The sequence below is a fragment of the Herbidospora yilanensis genome (genome assembly GCF_001570565.1).
In the GTDB taxonomy this organism is placed as follows: Bacteria; Actinomycetota; Actinomycetes; order Streptosporangiales; family Streptosporangiaceae; genus Herbidospora; species Herbidospora yilanensis.
The window spans coordinates 323,453-339,235 of the sequence record NZ_BBXE01000013.1 but is presented as its reverse complement, the minus strand read 5'-3'; the positions used below and the strand labels follow the sequence as shown (position 1 = coordinate 339,235).

General features: G+C 71.0%; 15 protein-coding genes. 9 read left to right on the top strand and 6 right to left on the bottom strand.

Features of this window, described 5'->3' with window-relative positions:
• Nucleotides 1-69 precede the first annotated feature (69 nt).
• From AW273_RS01615 to AW273_RS01590, 6 genes are all read left to right on the top strand, one after another.
• Nucleotides 70-1,026 (top strand): NAD(P)-dependent alcohol dehydrogenase, encoded by a 957-nt coding sequence (locus AW273_RS01615; RefSeq protein WP_062344457.1) that lies wholly within the window; start codon nucleotides 70-72, stop codon nucleotides 1,024-1,026.
• Between the two features lie 16 nt (nucleotides 1,027-1,042).
• Nucleotides 1,043-1,462 (top strand): SRPBCC family protein, encoded by a 420-nt coding sequence (locus tag AW273_RS01610; protein ID WP_062344456.1) that lies wholly within the window; start codon nucleotides 1,043-1,045, stop codon nucleotides 1,460-1,462.
• Nucleotides 1,449-1,988, top strand: a complete 540-nt coding sequence (locus AW273_RS01605) for a TetR/AcrR family transcriptional regulator (protein WP_062344454.1) — start codon at nucleotides 1,449-1,451, stop codon at nucleotides 1,986-1,988. Before AW273_RS01610 ends, AW273_RS01605 begins: the two co-directional genes overlap by 14 nt.
• A gap of 234 nt (nucleotides 1,989-2,222) precedes the next feature.
• Nucleotides 2,223-3,215 (top strand): ADP-ribosylglycohydrolase family protein, encoded by a 993-nt coding sequence (locus tag AW273_RS01600; RefSeq protein WP_062344452.1) that lies wholly within the window; start codon nucleotides 2,223-2,225, stop codon nucleotides 3,213-3,215.
• 79 nt (nucleotides 3,216-3,294) lie between these two features.
• The gene (locus tag AW273_RS38995) at nucleotides 3,295-5,379 is read left to right on the top strand and encodes a DEAD/DEAH box helicase (protein ID WP_062344450.1); all 2,085 of its coding nucleotides are present in this window, start codon (nucleotides 3,295-3,297) and stop codon (nucleotides 5,377-5,379) included.
• Nucleotides 5,380-5,428: 49 nt separating this feature from the next.
• Nucleotides 5,429-6,577: an MFS transporter gene (locus AW273_RS01590; protein ID WP_198167958.1), complete on the top strand. Its 1,149-nt coding sequence runs from the start codon at nucleotides 5,429-5,431 to the stop codon at nucleotides 6,575-6,577.
• Here the strand turns inward: AW273_RS01590 and AW273_RS01585 are convergent.
• The 4 genes from AW273_RS01585 to AW273_RS01570 form a co-directional block, all read right to left on the bottom strand.
• Nucleotides 6,538-7,392, bottom strand: a complete 855-nt coding sequence (locus AW273_RS01585; protein WP_062344447.1) for a carbohydrate ABC transporter permease — start codon at nucleotides 7,390-7,392, stop codon at nucleotides 6,538-6,540. The genes AW273_RS01590 and AW273_RS01585 overlap by 40 nt on opposite strands.
• Nucleotides 7,392-8,417 (bottom strand): carbohydrate ABC transporter permease, encoded by a 1,026-nt coding sequence (locus AW273_RS01580; RefSeq protein ID WP_062344445.1) that lies wholly within the window; start codon nucleotides 8,415-8,417, stop codon nucleotides 7,392-7,394. The genes AW273_RS01585 and AW273_RS01580 overlap by 1 nt, the downstream gene beginning before the upstream one ends.
• Before the next feature lie 74 nt (nucleotides 8,418-8,491).
• On the bottom strand, nucleotides 8,492-9,757 hold the full coding sequence (locus AW273_RS01575; protein ID WP_062344443.1) for a sugar ABC transporter substrate-binding protein: 1,266 nt from the start codon (nucleotides 9,755-9,757) through the stop codon (nucleotides 8,492-8,494).
• 39 nt (nucleotides 9,758-9,796) lie between these two features.
• A complete protein-coding gene (locus AW273_RS01570) occupies nucleotides 9,797-10,825 on the bottom strand; it encodes a LacI family DNA-binding transcriptional regulator (protein ID WP_062344440.1) in 1,029 nt (342 codons plus the stop codon).
• Between the two features lie 134 nt (nucleotides 10,826-10,959).
• On the opposite strand from AW273_RS01570, the gene AW273_RS01565 reads away from it, so the two are divergent.
• Nucleotides 10,960-13,014 (top strand): amylo-alpha-1,6-glucosidase, encoded by a 2,055-nt coding sequence (locus tag AW273_RS01565; RefSeq protein ID WP_062345363.1) that lies wholly within the window; start codon nucleotides 10,960-10,962, stop codon nucleotides 13,012-13,014.
• A gap of 56 nt (nucleotides 13,015-13,070) precedes the next feature.
• Nucleotides 13,071-13,604, top strand: a complete 534-nt coding sequence (locus tag AW273_RS01560; protein WP_062344438.1) for a hypothetical protein — start codon at nucleotides 13,071-13,073, stop codon at nucleotides 13,602-13,604.
• On the opposite strand, the gene AW273_RS01555 is transcribed toward AW273_RS01560, so the two are convergent.
• Nucleotides 13,601-14,410 carry a PIG-L family deacetylase gene (locus AW273_RS01555; RefSeq protein WP_062344436.1) on the bottom strand — a complete coding sequence of 270 codons (810 nt, stop codon included), beginning with the start codon at nucleotides 14,408-14,410 and terminating at the stop codon, nucleotides 13,601-13,603. The genes AW273_RS01560 and AW273_RS01555 overlap by 4 nt on opposite strands.
• Before the next feature lie 157 nt (nucleotides 14,411-14,567).
• Between AW273_RS01555 and AW273_RS01550 the strand changes: the two genes are divergently transcribed.
• Nucleotides 14,568-15,305: a hypothetical protein gene (locus tag AW273_RS01550; protein ID WP_062344434.1), complete on the top strand. Its 738-nt coding sequence runs from the start codon at nucleotides 14,568-14,570 to the stop codon at nucleotides 15,303-15,305.
• Here AW273_RS01550 and AW273_RS01545 read toward each other — a convergent pair.
• The gene (locus AW273_RS01545) at nucleotides 15,269-15,775 is read right to left on the bottom strand and encodes a class I SAM-dependent methyltransferase (protein WP_083949430.1); all 507 of its coding nucleotides are present in this window, start codon (nucleotides 15,773-15,775) and stop codon (nucleotides 15,269-15,271) included. The genes AW273_RS01550 and AW273_RS01545 overlap by 37 nt on opposite strands.
• Between the last annotated feature and the right edge of the window lie 8 nt (nucleotides 15,776-15,783).

Here is a 15,783-nt window from a genome sequence, read left to right as displayed (position 1 = left end):
CTTGACGAGTGTACACCGTACACCTATGGTCTAGGTGTACGCCGTACACCCACTGAGAGGGGAACCCCCGTGAAGGCGATTGTGCAGGACCGTTACGGCCCGCCCGACATCCTGGAGTGCAGAGACGTCCCGGCGCCCACCCCAGGTCCGGGGGAGGTGCTGGTCAAGGTCATGGCCGCCTCCCTCAACGCCCGCGACTGGCACGTGCTGCGCGGCGACCCCTACCTGGCCCGGCTGAGCTTCGGGCTGCGCGCGCCCAAGGCGCCGATCCTGGGCACCGATTTCGCCGGGGTCGTCGTGTCGGGAGAGGGCTTCGAGCCGGGCGAGGAGGTCTTCGGCGAGTTCGGCGGCGCCTTCGCCGAATACGTCGCGGTCCCGGCTCACCTCCTCGACCGCAAGCCGGCGAGCCTCACCTTCGAGCAGGCCGCCGCGATGCCGCTGGCCGCCAACACCGCCCTGCAGGGGCTCGCGAGCGTCGAGAAGGGGCAGTCGGTGCTGGTCAACGGGGCCTCGGGCGGGGTCGGCACGTTCGCCGTCCAGATCGCCAAGGCCCGGGGCGCGCGGGTGACCGCGGTGTGCAGCACCAGGAACGCCGACCTGGTCGCGGGCCTGGGCGCCGATCGCGTCGTCGACTACCGGAAGGAGGACTTCGCCACGACCGGCGAGCGGCACGACCTGGTCTTCGACCTGGTCGGCAACCGGTCGCTGCGCGACCTGCGCAGGGCGCTCGCGCCGGGCGGGACGCTGGTGATCTCCGGCGGCGGGGTCTTCAGCGGCGGCAGCCTCTTCGGGCCGCTCGGGCTCATCATCCGGGCCCGGCTGGCCGCCCGGTTCGTCAAGGACCGGATCGTGATCCTGGAGGCCGCGCCGGGCCGGGACGCTCTGGCCGCCCTGCGGGAACTCGCCGACGCCGGCCTCGTGGTCCCGGCGGTCGACCGCACGTATGCACTGGCCGACACCGCTGAGGCCATCCGCTACATGGAGACCGAGCACGCGCGGGCCAACGTCGTGCTCACCGTGCCGTGACTGTACCATTTGGTACATGCGTTACGAATCCACTGTCGTCATCGACGCGCCGCCCTCCCGCGTGTGGGAGGTCTTCAGCGACGTCGCCCGCTGGCCCGAATGGACCCCCACCGTCGACACGCTCGACCTGCTCGACCCGGGCCCGCTCCGCGTGGGCAGCAGGGCCCGGCTCCGGCAACCCCGCCTGCCGGTGGCGGTCTGGCGGGTGACCGACTTCGCCGACGGCCGGGGGTTCACCTGGGTCAGCGGGGGGTCGGGGCTGCGTACCGCCGGGATCCACGAGGTCGAGGCCGTGCCCGGCGGCACCCGCGCCCTCCTGGTGATCGAGCAGACCGGCCCGCTCGCCCCGCTGGTGCACCTGCTGGCCGGTAGGCTGACCCGCCGTTACCTGGAACTGGAAGGGCAGGGTCTGAAAGCCAGAAGTGAACGCCCGTGACAAACTGCTGGCCGCCGCGGTCGACTACTTCGCCGCCCACGGCGTCGGCGACGCCAGCCTCCGCACCATCGCGACCGGGATCGGCACCAGCCACCGCATGCTGATCTACCACTTCGGCTCCCGCGAGGGCCTGCTGTCCGAGGTGGTGCGAGAGGTCGAGACCCGCCAGCGCGACGCGTTGTCCGGGGCCGGCTGGGACCTCTACTGGGACCGGCTGGTCGAGCAGGCGCTCGTCTACGGCCCGCTGTTCTTCGAACTGTCCGCCCACGCCATGCAGGGCCGCCCCCACACCGAGGGCCTGCGCGCCGACCTCGTCGACGGTTGGTTGCCCCCGCTGGTGGAGTTGTGCCTCGCGGCCGGGGTGCCGGAGGACCACGCGGCCGCCTATGCTCGCCTGAGCCTGGCGGCGACGCGGGGCCTGCTGTTCGACCTGATCCTGTCGGGCGACAGGGCGGGGGTCGACGCCGCCCTGGCCGTGCTCGCCTCGATGTTCGAGGAAGGATTCCCCCATGGTCCCGGCACCTGACGGCGTGGAGGAGGTCGGAGGGGCACACGCTGGTGTACGACTGCCTCCTCCTGGAGACGGCCTCACCGGAACTGCTCGCGGCGGTGGACGCGCCGGCGCTCGTGATCGACGGCACCGGGAGCGCGGGGCCGCCGGCCGACATGGCGGCGCTGGCGGCCGGCCATCTGGGGGAGAGGTGCTCGCGCCGGTGTTGGGGACGTGCTTCCTCGACGACCCACAACGGATGGAGACCACATGAAGCCCGCGCGTGTCCGAGGTTGTCTCATCGGCGGCGCCATCGGTGACGCGCTCGGCGCCCCCGTCGAGTTCGACTCGCTCGACCGCATCCGCGCCGCCCACGGCCCCGGAGGCATCACCGACCTGACCGACGGCCTGGTCACCGACGACACCCAGATGACCCTCTTCACCGTCGAGGGGCTCATCCGCGGCTCCGTGCGAAACCGGGAACGCGGCCACGGCCACGTCCCCTCGGCCGTCCGCCACGCCTACCTGCGCTGGCTCGACACCCAGGACCATCCGGCCCCGCCCGACCCGGGCGACCTCCTCCACCGCACCGGCTGGTTACGCGAGCAGACCTGGCTCTACGCCCGCCGCGCCCCCGGCAACGCCTGCCTGTCGGGCCTGCGCGGCGACGTCGACGCCCACTCCAAGGGGTGCGGCACGGTCATGCGCTCGGCCCCCTTCGGGCTCGGCCCGTGGGCGGCCGGCCAGGCCTACGCGTGGGCGGCCGAATGCTCGCGGCTCACCCACGGCCACCCGACGGCGGCCGCCTCCGCGGGCGCGCTGGCGGCGATCGTCCACCACCTGGTCGACGACACCACCCTGGAGAACGCCGTCGCGGCCACGCTCCCGCTCGTCGACGACACCGCCACGGCCGACGCCCTGCGGGCCGCCGTCGACCTCGCCCACGCCGGGCCGCCGTCGCCGGAGAAGGTCGAGTCGCTGGGCGAGGCGTGGGTGGCCGAAGAGGCGCTGGCCATCGGCGTCTACTGCGCCCTCGTCAGCGGGTCGTTCGAGGAGGGCGTCGTCCTGGCCGCCAACCATTCGGGCGACAGCGACTCCACCGCCTCCGTCTGCGGCAACCTGCTCGGCGCCGAGGGCGTGCGCATCCCGGCCAGGTGGATCGACCGGGTGGAGGGCCGCGACACGATCGAGCGGCTCGCGGACGACTTCGTCGGCGAGATGACCCGGGGCGGCGCGTCACGCGAGCGCTACCCCGGCAACTGACCTAGTTGGGATACGGCCGCGCCACCGGCCACTTCGTCGGGCCGGTCTGTTCGGTACCTTTCCGGGCAGAGGAGGGATCATGGGTGTACGCGAAGCCGACGACCTCTGCCGCGTCGCGGAGGCCCTGGTGCGCAATGCCCGCACCCTCCTCGCCGACCACGCCGCCGTCCAGGCCGGAGCCCTGAGCGCCCTCGACACCCTGCGCGGGCACACCGTCCGCGAAGACCTCGCCCAGATGCCCGTCGCCCGGCTCAAGGACGTCACCGGCGGGCGGCTGCGGACCGGCATGCTCGAACGTTCCGGCATCACCACGGTCCTCCAGGTCCACGACATGTCGGCCTACCGTCTCCAGGAGCTGCCGGGGGTCGGCCCGCAGACGGCCCGGCAGATCAGGGCCGCCGCCGACCAGATCGAGGAGGCCGCGCGGCAACTGGCGAGCGTGAAGATCGAGCGGGACGACTGGATGTCGGAGGCGCTCGTGGTCGCCCTGAAGCGGCTGCTCGACGCCGGGACGGAGTTGCCCTTCCACGTCAGGGCCGCCCGCGACGTCGACTCCTCCCTCACGCCGCTGCTGAAGGCCGCCCACCCCGCCCGTTCCCGGTGGCGGCTCGTCACCACCGGGAGGCGGCGGCGCGCGGAAGCGTATGAGGCGGTCGGGGCGATCGACGGGCTGCTCGACGACGCGGCTCGGGCCGGCAAGGAGTTTCCGCAGGTCATCACCGATCTGCTGCGTCCGCCGTCGAGTGGTCACGAGGCGTGGGCCGACTTCGAACACCGGTCGGCCGACTACTACGCCCTGCTCGCCGATCTCGCGGGGGAGCGGGTCACCGAGGGGGTGCTGCCCGACGACGTGCTGGCCCGGGTGAACGCGCAGCCGCTCGACGACACCTTCCGCCGGGTGTCGCTGCGCGGCTACCAGTCGTTCGGGGCGCGGTTCGCGCTCGCGCAGAAGCGGGTGATCATCGGTGACGAGATGGGGCTCGGCAAGTCCGTCGAGGCCGTCGCCGCGCTCGCCCACCTGGCGGCCGAAGGGGCGACCCGCTTCCTGGTCGTCTGCCCGGCGAGTGTCGTCGTCAACTGGGTGCGCGAGATCGAGACGCGCAGCACGCTGAAGGCGCAGAAGATCCACGGGTCGCGCCGCGAGGCCGCCCTCGACGAGTGGGAGAAGGAGGGCGGGGTCGCCGTCGTCACGCTCGACGGGCTGCACCGGCTGACGCCCACGCCGGCCGTCGCGATGCTGGTCGTCGACGAGGCCCACTACGTCAAGAACCCGGCCACCAAGCGGGCCAGGTCGGTGGCCGCCTGGTGCGAGGTGGTCGAGCGGGTGCTGTTCCTGACCGGGACGCCGATGGAGAACCGCGTCGAGGAGTTCCGCGCGCTGGTCGCCCACGTCGCTCCGGGGCTGGAGATCAGCCGGGGCGGGCCGCAGGCGTTCCGCAAGTCGGTGGCCGCCGCCTACCTGCGGCGGAACCAGGAAGACGTCCTGCACGAACTGCCCGAGCGGGTCGAGGCCGACGAGTGGGTCGAGTTCTCCGGTGACGACCTCGACGCCTACCGCCAGGCGGTCGCCGACCGGCACTTCCCGAGGATGCGCCGTGCCGCGTTCGCCTGCCCGGCGACGTCGGCCAAGCTCAAGCGGCTCGTCGAGCTGGTCGAGGACGCCGAGGCAAACGGGCTGAAGGTGATCGTTTTCTCCTATTTCCGCGACGTGCTCGACGCCGTCGGCCGGACCCTGGGCACCCCGCACAAGCTGACCGGCGACCTCGATCCCGAGCGCCGCCAGGAACTCGTCGACGTGTTCTCGGCCACCCGGGGACACGCCGTCCTGCTGAGCCAGATCGTGGCCGGCGGGGTGGGGCTCAACCTCCAGGCCGCCTCCGTGGTGATCATCTGCGAGCCGCAGCTCAAGCCGTCGACCGAGACCCAGGCCATCGCGCGTGCCCACCGCATGGGGCAGATCAGGAAGGTCCAGGTGCACCGGCTGCTCGCGGTCGACTCGGTCGACCAGCGGCTGCTGGAGATCCTCGCGGCCAAGACGCGGAGGTTCGACGAGTACGCCCGCCGCAGCGATCTGGCCGAGTCGACACCGGCCGCCGTCGACGTCTCCGAGCAGGCGCTCGCGCATCAGATCATCGAGGAGGAACAACGCCGGCTTTTGGGTTAATGTTCTTGAGCGCTCCCAACGCCACTCCTCCTAGATGGGGTCCCCCGGGATGCGTTCCTCGATTTATCTCTCCTACGCGGCGTTCGTCCTCGTCGGGATCGGCGCCGCGGTCGGCGGGGTGCTGTTACCCGCGCAGATCGACGACTACGGCGTCGACAAAGCCCTGATCGGGCTCGGTTTCTTCACCAACTCGGCCGGGTTCCTGCTGGCCGGGCTCACCAACGGCGTGCTCATCGAGCGGCTGGGGCTGCGGCTGGCGCTCGTCGCGGGCAGCGGCGTGTTCGTGCTCGCGGCCGTCGTCACGGCGGCGCGGCCGTCGTTCTGGGTGCTGATCGCCGCCCAGGGGTTCTGCGGGTACGGCGTGGGGGTGCTCGAATCGGTGCTGAACGTGCACCTGGCGGCGCTCCCCGACGCGGCCACCCTGCTCAACCGGCTGCACGCCTTCTTCGGCGTCGGCGCCCTGGCCGGGCCGGCCATCGCGGCGCTGACCCTCGGCTACGCCCCCTGGACGGCCGTCTGGTGGGGGCTGGCCGTCGCGACCGCCCTGCTGGGGGTCGCCTTCTACGCGACGTTCCCGAAGAGGGTCGTACCGGAGAAGGAGGAGAAGGAGGGCGGTCTGCTGCCGACCGCGCTGCGCAACAAGTACGTCCTGCTCGCGTCGGTGTTCCTCACGGTCTATCTGGGCGTGGAGATCGGGGTGGGCAACTGGGCCTACTCCTACCTGCGTGAGGTCAACCTGGAGACCCACCTGATCGCCGGTTACGCGGTCAGCGGCTACTGGGCCGGGCTGACCGCGGGGCGGTTCGTGATCAGTCCCGTGGCGGGCCGGCTGGGCCTGACCCCGGCGCGGACGTCGCTCTGGTGCTGCGTCGGCGTCGCCGCCTCGACCGTCCTGATCTGGCTCGGCGTCGTGCCGGTGGCCGGGTTCGTGCTGCTCGGGTTCTTCCTCGGCCCGCTGTTCCCGACCACGATGGCGATCCTGCCCGAGCTGCTGCCGGCCCGCCTGGTGCCGACCGCCATCGGGGTGCTGAACGGCGGCTCGGTCATCGGCGGCTCGCTGCTGCCGTGGACGGCCGGGGCGCTGGGCCAGGGCGTGGGCATGCAGGCGCTGATGCCCTTCGCCCTCACGCTGGCCCTGGTCCAGCTCGCCGTCTGGTACTACTTGTCGGCCCCCTCGTTGGCGCCGCGCACGAAGTAACGCTGGAACACCACGAAGATGATCGCCACCGGGATCGTCGCCAGCACCGCCGCGCCCAGCTTGAGCGGATACTGGTTGCCCGATCCGAGCGATCCGCTCACCAGCACCGCCAGGCCTCGCGGCAGCGTGTAGAGATCGGGGCTCTGCACCGCCACGAGGCTGTGGGCGAACTCGTTCCACGAGCTCTGGAACGAGACGATCGTCAGCGTGATCAGCGCGGGGCGGCCCATCGGCAGCACGACCGACCAGAAGATCCGCCACGTGCCGGCGCCGTCGATCCGGGCCGCCTCCTCCACGCTGCGGGGGATCGACTCGAAGAACTGCTTCATGATGAACACGCCGCCCGCGTCGGCGATGATCGGCAGGATCAGGGCCGTGTACGTGTCGTACATCCCGAACTGCTTCAGCACCAGGAACTTCGGGATGAACAACACGACGCCCGGCACCGCCAGGATCGCGATCACGGCCGAGAACAGCGCCCTGCGGCCCCTGAAGCGCAGCCGCGCCAGCGCGTAGCCGGCCATCGAGTCGAGCAGCACCCGGCCTAGCGTGATCGCGATCGTCACGATCAGCGAGTTGCCCAGCCACAGCGGCATGTCGGTGCTGAGGAACACCTTGTGGTAGGCGTCGGTGACGAACGGGTCGGGGACCGGGTTCAGCGGGTTGAGCGCGGCGTTCGGCTCGGTCTTGAACGACGCCGAGAGCTGGATGACGAACGGGTAGATGAAGACCAGCGCGAAGAAGATCAGGATGAAGTATCCGACGAAGGTCGACGCCACGGTCCGCGCACCATGGTTGGCCCTGACGGTGGCCATCAGGTGTTCCTTTCCCTCAGCAACCACCGCTGCACGATCGTGAACAGCACGATGATCGCGAACAGCACGAACGAGATGGCCGTTCCGGTGCCGTACTCGAAGTTGTCGAACGCCTGCGTGTACGACAGGTACGCCGGGGTCAGCGTCGTCTTGCCGGGGGCGCCCTGGCTCATCACGTACACCTGGTCGAAGACCTGCCAGGTGGCGATGATGCCCATGGTCAGCACCAGGAACAGGGTCGGCTTCAACATCGGCAGCGTGACGTACCGCAGGCGCTTCCAGCGGCCCGCGCCGTCGAGCATCGAGGCCTCTTCGAGGGTGACCGGGATGTCCTGGAGGGCGGCCAGGAACATCAGCATGAACGTGCCGGAGGTCGTCCAGATGACCAGGAGCATGATCGTCGACATCGCCACCGACGGACCGGCCAGCCACTCCCACCAGCTCAGCCCGAACGGGCCGCCGCCGGTCAACAAAGCCGGCGGGTTGTCGACGTCGACCAGGCCGAGGCCGCCGAGGGCCAGGTGCAGGATGCCGCGTGCGTCCGCGAACCACTGCGGGCCCTGGACGCCGAAGAACGCCAGCAGGTTGTTCACCGCGCCCGAGCTGGCGAAGATGAACAGGAAGACCACGCTGATCGCGACCGAGCTGGTCACCGACGGGAAGAAGAACGCGGCCCGGAAGAAGCCCTTGCCCTTCAGCATCCGCGAGTTGACCACCAGCGCCAGGCCCAGCGCGAGCACCGTCTGCACCGGCACGACGATGCCGACGTAGTAGACGTTGTTGCGCACGCTGGTCATGAAGTCCTGCCGCGTCAGGCCGTCTTCGGTGAACAGCTTCGAGTAGTTGTCGAAGCCGACGAACGGGACGCCCGACTTGAACGGGCTGCCCTGGCCGTTCCAGTCGGTGAGGCTGACCCACATCGCCATCAGGATCGGCAGCAGCATGAACAGGCCCAGGATCACGAACACCGGGGCGACGAACAACCAGCCCGCGATGTTCTCCCTGGCCTTCGCCGAGAGCCGCATGGGCGGTACCTCCTCTTGCGCGGGATGACCGCGTCCGGCACCCTCCCCGATGAGTGCCGGACGCGGAGTCTTGCCTAGTTGCCGAGCGCGGCCTGGGTGTTCTTCTGCACCCGCTCGAGCAGCGTCTTGGGCGCGATGGAGGTGAGCTGCTGGATGCCCGTGTCGAAGTCGGCCAGCACGCTGTCCATCTTGGGCGCGTTCACCGGGCCCTGGGCGTAGTCGGCGCCGTTCACGAACGGGGCGTCGTTCGGGAACTCGGCGGTGTACGCGTCCTTGGCCGACTGGCGAGAGGGCATGACGCCGAACGCCTTGGCGTAGGTCATCTGCTGCTCGGCGGTGGTCATCGCCTCGACGAAGCTGATGGCCGCCTCCTTGTTCTTGGACTTGGCGGCGATGCCCCAGCAGGTGGTGAACGACAGGGTGCCCTTGCCCGCCGGTCCGGCCGGGAGCTCGTGGACGCTGTACTTCACGTCGGGGAAGTCGTTGGTCAGCGCGCCCTTGACCCAGTTGCCCTCGATCGTCATGGCCGCGGCGCCCTTGCCGAACGCCTCGCCGCCCCAGCCCGCGCTGAGCTGCTTGGGGTACTGGGCGGTCTTGTCCTTGACCAGCTTCTGGACGTACGTCAGGGCTTCCAGGTTCTCGGGGGAGTCGGCCGTGGCGGTCTTGCCGTCGGCGCTGGTGACCCAGCCGCCCGCCTGCACCATGAACGCGCCCACCCGGTCACGCGTGTCGCCCAGCGCCAGGGGGGTGATGTCCTTGGCCTTGAGCTTCTCGCCGACCGCGGTGAGCTGGTCCCACGTGGTGGGGATGTCGGCGTCGGTGAGCCCGGCCTTGCTCCACAGGTCGGTGTTCACGATGAGCGCCAGGGTCGAGAAGTCCTTGGGCGCGCAGTAGAACTTGCCGTCGAAGGTGAAGGTGGTGCGCAGGCTCTCGTAGAAGTCCGTCGGGTTGGAGATCTTGTCGCCGTACGGCTCCAGCGCGCCGACGCTGGCGTAGTCGGCGAAGCGGCCGGCGTCCACATAGAACACGTCGGGCGGGGTGTCGCCCGCGAAGGCCTGGCCGAGCTGCTGGCCGAGGTCCTGCGCCGGGGTCACGGTCGCGGTGTTGCCGGTGGCCGCGCCCCACGCGGCGGCGGCGTCGGTCACGGCCTTGGTCTCGGCGTCGCCGGAGGAGCCGATGAGGACCTGCAACTGGGCCGGGCCGGCCGAGGCCTGGCTCGGCTGCGCGGCCGGGTCGTCGGTCTCCTCGAAACCACTGCCGCCGCCACATGCGGCGGAGGACAACAGGACGGCGCCGACGGCCGTCGACAGGGCCGCCTTCCGGACGTTGCTGCGCTTCATCGCGTTTCCTTTGTTTCTCTTCTTCGGGGTGGTGACCGGTCAGCCCGACGCGCGGACGACCAGGGAGGGCGGAAGCAGGAGGTTCTGCGGAGACGCCCCCGCGCCTCCGCCGAGCCGGTGGGTCAGCAGCCGCAGGCAGCTCGACGCCACCTCCGCGAGCGGCTGGCGGACGCTCGTGAGACCGATCGCCTTGGCGACCGGGGTGTCGTCGAACCCGACGACGGCGACGGGACGGTGGGGGTGGCCGCCCGCGAGCCAGGCGGGCCCGGGGGCCCGTGCCACGTGCAGGGCGCCGAGCGCGAGCGAGTCGCTGGCGCAGACCAGTGCGGTGATCTCGGGGTCGCGGTCGAGGAGGTCGCGGGCGGCGTGCTCGCCGGGGGCGACGTCGTCCTCGGTCTCGCGGTGCAGCCCGGTGACGCCGAGGCCGACCTCGGCCAGCGCCCGCCGCCAGCCCTCCCGCCGGTCGTCGCCGACGCCGGAGCCCTTCGGCCAGCCGAGGAAGCCGATCCGGCGGTGGCCCCGGGAGAGCAGGTGCCGGGTGGCGGCCTCGGTGCCGGCGGCGCCGTCGACGTCGACCCAGCAGTGGGGGGCGTCCGGCTCGCTCCACGCCCGGCCGAAGGTGACGAACGGCACACCCCGCTCGGCCAGCCAGCTCGTGCGCCGGTCGCCGTGGTGGGTGGCCATCAGCACGAAGGCGTCGGGTTCGTACGCGCCGAGCAGGTCGTCGAAGGCGGCGGTCTCGGCGTCGTCGCCGTCGGCGGTGTAGAGCAGCACCCGGTAGCCCTCGCGGGCGGCCGTCTCGGTGAGGCCGTGCAGGAACCGGTCGCCGACCGAGCCGTTGATGCCGTCCTGCTCGGGGTCGATGCGGGCGGCGATCAACCGGGACCGGCCGGTCCGCATCTGGCGGGCCGCCTGGTTGACCCGGTAGCCGAGCTCCTCGACGACGTCGAGGACCCGGCGCCGGGTCTCCTCACGGACCACCTCGGGGGTGTTCAGCGCGTTGGAGACCGTCTGGCGAGATACACCGGCAGCGCGCGCCACGTCGGCGATCGTCACCTTGTCGGCCATCTGTGCACCTTTCGGGGGGTTGAACGATCAAACGGAAGTAATGCATGATTTGATCGTTCAAGTTAGAGAATTGTTTCGCAATCTGCACCCCTGCTCTTGATCTGTCAAGACACAACTTCGTGAAGGACCACCGCGTGCCTGCCGACTCCCCCTCCGCCGCCGACGTCCGGCTGCAGCCGCTCCTGCACGACCTGGTCAGCACCGTCATGGCGCCCACGAGCGCGCTCAGCGGCGCCGACGGCCAGATACGGGCGGCCGGGGTGCAGGGGACCTTCCACGCCGACCGGCGGGTGGTCTCGGAGGCGGTCTTGCTGATCGACGGCCGGGAGGCCGAGCCGATCGCGCACGCCGCCGCCGGCCCCGGCCGCAGCCGGTTCACCTCGCTGGCGCGCTGGCTCGGCGACGTGCAGCCCGACCCGGTGGTCCGCGTCGACCGGCTGCGCGAGATCCGCGCGTACGGCATGGCCGAGGAGATCACCATCGCCTCGACCGCCACCATGCCCGTGGCCATGACCGTGGCGATGCGGGTGAACTGCGACCTGGCCGCCATCGAGACCGTCAAGTCGGGCCACGTCGCCGAACCGGTGACCCCGGTCGCGGGCGAGCTGACCTGGGCGTCGGGCGGCACCACCGTGGCGATGACCGGCGAGGGGGCCGAGGTGCACGGGCGTGAACTGCGCTGGGAGGTGACCCTCGAACCCGGTGAGACCAAGACGTTGTGCTGGCGCGTGATGGTGACCGACCCGGCCGCCGTCGTGGCCGCGCCGCCGGGCCCGGTCGAGTGGACGCGTCCGTCCTTGACGGTCACGGACAGAAGGCTGAGCCGTCTGTTGTCCCAGAGTCTCGACGACCTCCAAGGCCTGCGCCTCACCGAGACCGGCCATCCCGCCGACACCTTCCTGGGGGCGGGCGTGCCGTGGTTCCTGACCGTGTTCGGCCGCGACAGCCTGTGGGCCGCCCGCATGCTGCTGCCGCTCGGCACCGAGCTGGCGCGCGGCACCCTGCGGGTGCTGGCCCGCCGCCAGGGCGTCAGGAACGACCCGCTGACCGGCGAGGCCCCCGGCAAGATCATGCACGAGCTCCGCAGGGGCGAGTTCGTGGTGCCCGTGAACGGGCTGCGGCTCCCGGCCGCCTACTACGGCACGATCGACGCCACCCCGCTGTGGATCAGCCTGCTGCACGACGCCTGGCGCTGGGGCCTGCCCGACGGGGAGGTCGAGGCGCTGCTCCCGGCCATGGAGGCGGCCCTGAGCTGGCTGGCCACCGACGCCGACCCCGACGGCGACGGCTTCCTGGAGTACATCGACGCCAGCGGGCGCGGCCTGGCCAACCAGGGCTGGAAGGACTCCGGCGACTCGGTCAGGTTCCACGACGGAAGCCTGGCCGAACCGCCCATCGCCCTGGCCGAGGTCCAGGGTTACGCCTACGAGGCCGCCGTCAAGGGCGCCGCGATCCTGGACGCCTTCGGCCGCCCCGGCGCCGACGTCTGGCGCGCGTACGCCGCCGCGATGGCCCACCGATTCCGCGAGCGGTTCTGGGTCGAGGGCGGCTACCCCGCTCTCGCGCTCGACCGCGACAAGCGGCCGGTCGATGCGCTGACCAGCAACATCGGCCACCTGCTCGGGACCGGCATCCTCAACCACGAGGAGTCGGCCCGGGTAGCCTCCTTCCTCGCCGCACCCGAGATGTCGGCCGGGTTCGGCCTGCGCACGATGTCGTCGGCCGACAAGGGCTTCAGCCCGCTGTCCTACCACTGCGGCTCGGTCTGGCCCCACGACACCGCCGTCGTCATCGCCGGCCTGGCCCGCGACGGCTTCGGCGCCGAGGCCGCCGTCCTCGCCGAGGGGCTGCTCGCCGCGGCCGAGCCTTTCGAGAACCGGCTGCCCGAACTGCTGTCCGGCGACGCCCGCGACGCGGTCGGCCGCCCGGTGCCCTACCCGGCCTCCTGCCGCCCGCAGGCCTGGTCGGCGGCGGCCGCCGTGGTCATCGCCCACGCGGCGGTCGGCCTCTACCCCGACGTGCCGGGCGGCACGGTCGACCTGCGCCCGATGGCCGGCGCGCCCCTCGGCGCGGTCACCGCTGACGGGTTCGTGGTCGCCGGCACGCCGGTGTCCGTATCGGTCGACGCCGCCGGGGCCGCCGAGATCGATCGGTTGCCCGGCCGATTCAAAGTGGTAACCACGGGTTAACCGGCTCACCGGACACTGGGCTGTCCTGATCATCGACGCGCCCAGGAGCGTTCCATATGGCCGAGCCGGTGCAGCCGCCGCGCCCCGCGATGTTCTCCCTGACCGACAAGCGGGACGCGGAGGAGGTCTCGGTACGCGGCCTGGTGTTCACCGGATTCCTGCTGACCGCGCTGGTCGCCACGTCGTGGATCCTGCTCACGGTGCCGACCACGCTCACCGAGCAGTGGATCGTCGGCGCGACGGTCACGCTGACCGGCATCGTGGCGTTCTTCGGCCTCTACGCGTCGGTCAGGAAGATGCGGGTGGCCCTCGCGGGCGCGCTGTTCGTGGCGTGGCTGCTGCTGAACACCTACGCGTTCGTCATCGGCCCGCTCGACGACCGCAAGGAGTTCTGGGACACGCTGCGCCAGTTCATGACGGTCGCCATCGCCTTCTACTTCGGCTCGGAGACGGTCGTGCAGGCCACGAAGGTCTTCCAGGCGGGGAAGATCACCTCGGAGACCATCCGCCGGACCGGCGTGGCGCCCGATCCGGCGGGGGTGCGGGCGGCGCTCAACGTCGACGCCGAGCGCGCCCGCCGCACGTCCTAACGCAGCCCGCGGAACAGGTCGTCCTCGACCCCTTCGGCGGCCGGGACCGTCGACCTGACCAGCGTGTAGGCCTCACCCGAGAACATGCTCCGCTGCACGTCGGGCGGCAGGCTCAGGAAGAACGCGCTGTCGCCCTGGCTGCCGTGGGCGGTGATCGCCTTGATCTTGTGCTCGACGTAGGGCGAGGTGTCGAGGATCGCGCTGATCTTCTCGTCGGGGGTGGTCCAGCTCTCGTACTCGTCCCAGCCCTCGGTCTCCATGCCGGCGGCGACCATGCCGTCGTACATGTCCTTCATCCAGCTTCGCGGGGTGGCGGTGTAGTAGAACTTCGCCGGTACGCCGCTCAGCTCGACCGCCCGCGCCGCCACCCGGTGGGCCTGGATGTGGTCGGGGTGGCCGTAGCCGCCGTTCTCGTCGTAGGTCAGCACCACCTGCGGCCGGTAGGTCCGCATCAGCTCGGCCAGCCGCCCGGCCGCCTCGTCGACCGGGACGTTGGCGAACGCGCGCTCGTGGCCGTTGCCGTCCCAGCCGTCCATGCCCGAGTCGCGGTAGCCGAGCAGCTCCACGTCGGAGATGCCCAGATGGGCGGCCGACTCGCGCAGCTCCGCCAGCCGGACCTTCGCCACCGCCTCGTCGTCGTGGCCCGGCTGGCCCGGTTTCACCCCGTCGGGCCCGTCTCCCTGCTCTCCGTTGGTGCACGTCACCAGCACCGTACGCACGCCCTGGGCGGCGTAGTGGGCGAACGTGCCGCCCGTTCCCATCACCTCGTCGTCGGGATGGGCGTGCACGGCCATCAGTGTGAACATCTCGTTACCTCCACGAATTGCTAGAACATCCCGCCCCCATGGGCGATTCCAGTTGCGTCACGACCGTCGAGGGCCATGAACTTTCACCGTCATCGGCGAGTCCCACTCCCCGAGAGACGTTTTTCAGCACGAACCGACCACCCCCGGGGGAAACCGAATGACCCGCCCGCTGATCGCCGCCGCCGTGACCGTCTTGGCCGCGAGCACGCTCATGGCCACACCCGCCGCCGCCACCGCGAAGACACAGACCATCTACGGCTACGCCTGGGCGGACGGTTCCAACCACCTGCGCATCACGCCCGCCAAGGCCAGGCTCGTGACGCAGCACGGCGTGCGCCGCTACAAACTGACCACCGTCGCCGGCGCGAAGGAACGCCGGATCTTCACCGACGGCGTGCGCTTCCGCCGCATCACCACCGCATGTGACCTCAAGGAGACCGAGGGCCGGATCAGGCAGGACAAGAAGGGACTGGGCACCACCGACTGCGACGCCCTCGACCTCAAGTTCGTGCTCAGCCTCGGCCCCGCCCCGGTGAAGATCACCATCACGCCGTCGCTGACCACCGTCGCCGAGTTCCTCGCCGTCCCGACCAACCCGGTCACCGCCTACGGCTCGATGAAGCGCGTCGACGACCGGACGGTGTTGTTCAAGCGCCCCGGCAGGGCCGCCGTGAAGCTCCGCTACACCCACCTCGGTTTCAACCGCGTGACGAAGAGCTGCTCCGACGGCTGGACCGCGAACGTGCCCAACGAGGAGGCCGGCATCGGCACCAAGCCGTGCAGCGCGACGGCGTTCCGCAACGCCATCAGGCACGCGGGCCCGGTGACGGTGAAGGTCTACTACCAGCCGGTCAGCGGTCATCTGTGGGAGGTCTGGGAGGCCCTGGGCGACTGACCCGCCACCGCGAACACCTTCGGCCCGAGCACGCTCACCTCGGGCCGGAGGCCGTGGCGGGCGAACACCTCGGACAATCGCCCGCCGAGCTCGGCCGACCGCTCGCCGGGCGTCTCGTAGACGAGCGTGAGCGAGCCGCCCGGCGCCAGCAGAGCCAGCAGCCGCTCCATCTCGGCGGCCGGGTCGCGCACCCAGAAGTGGTTGACGTTGACCGCGAAGATGACGTCGAACTCGCCCTCGACCGACAGGCGCTCCAGCGCCGCACACCGGAAGTCGCCCTCCGGCACCTTCTCCCGCGCGGCCCTGATGGCGGTCTCCGACCGGTCGACGCCGAGATAACGGCCGGTCGTCAGCCTCTCCAGCACCAGCCGCGCGGCGCCCCCACGACCACACCCGATCTCCAGCACCCACGCGTCGGGCTTCAGATCGAGCGCGTCGACCGCCATGGTCAATCGTCCGGGAACGCCCATGCGGCCAC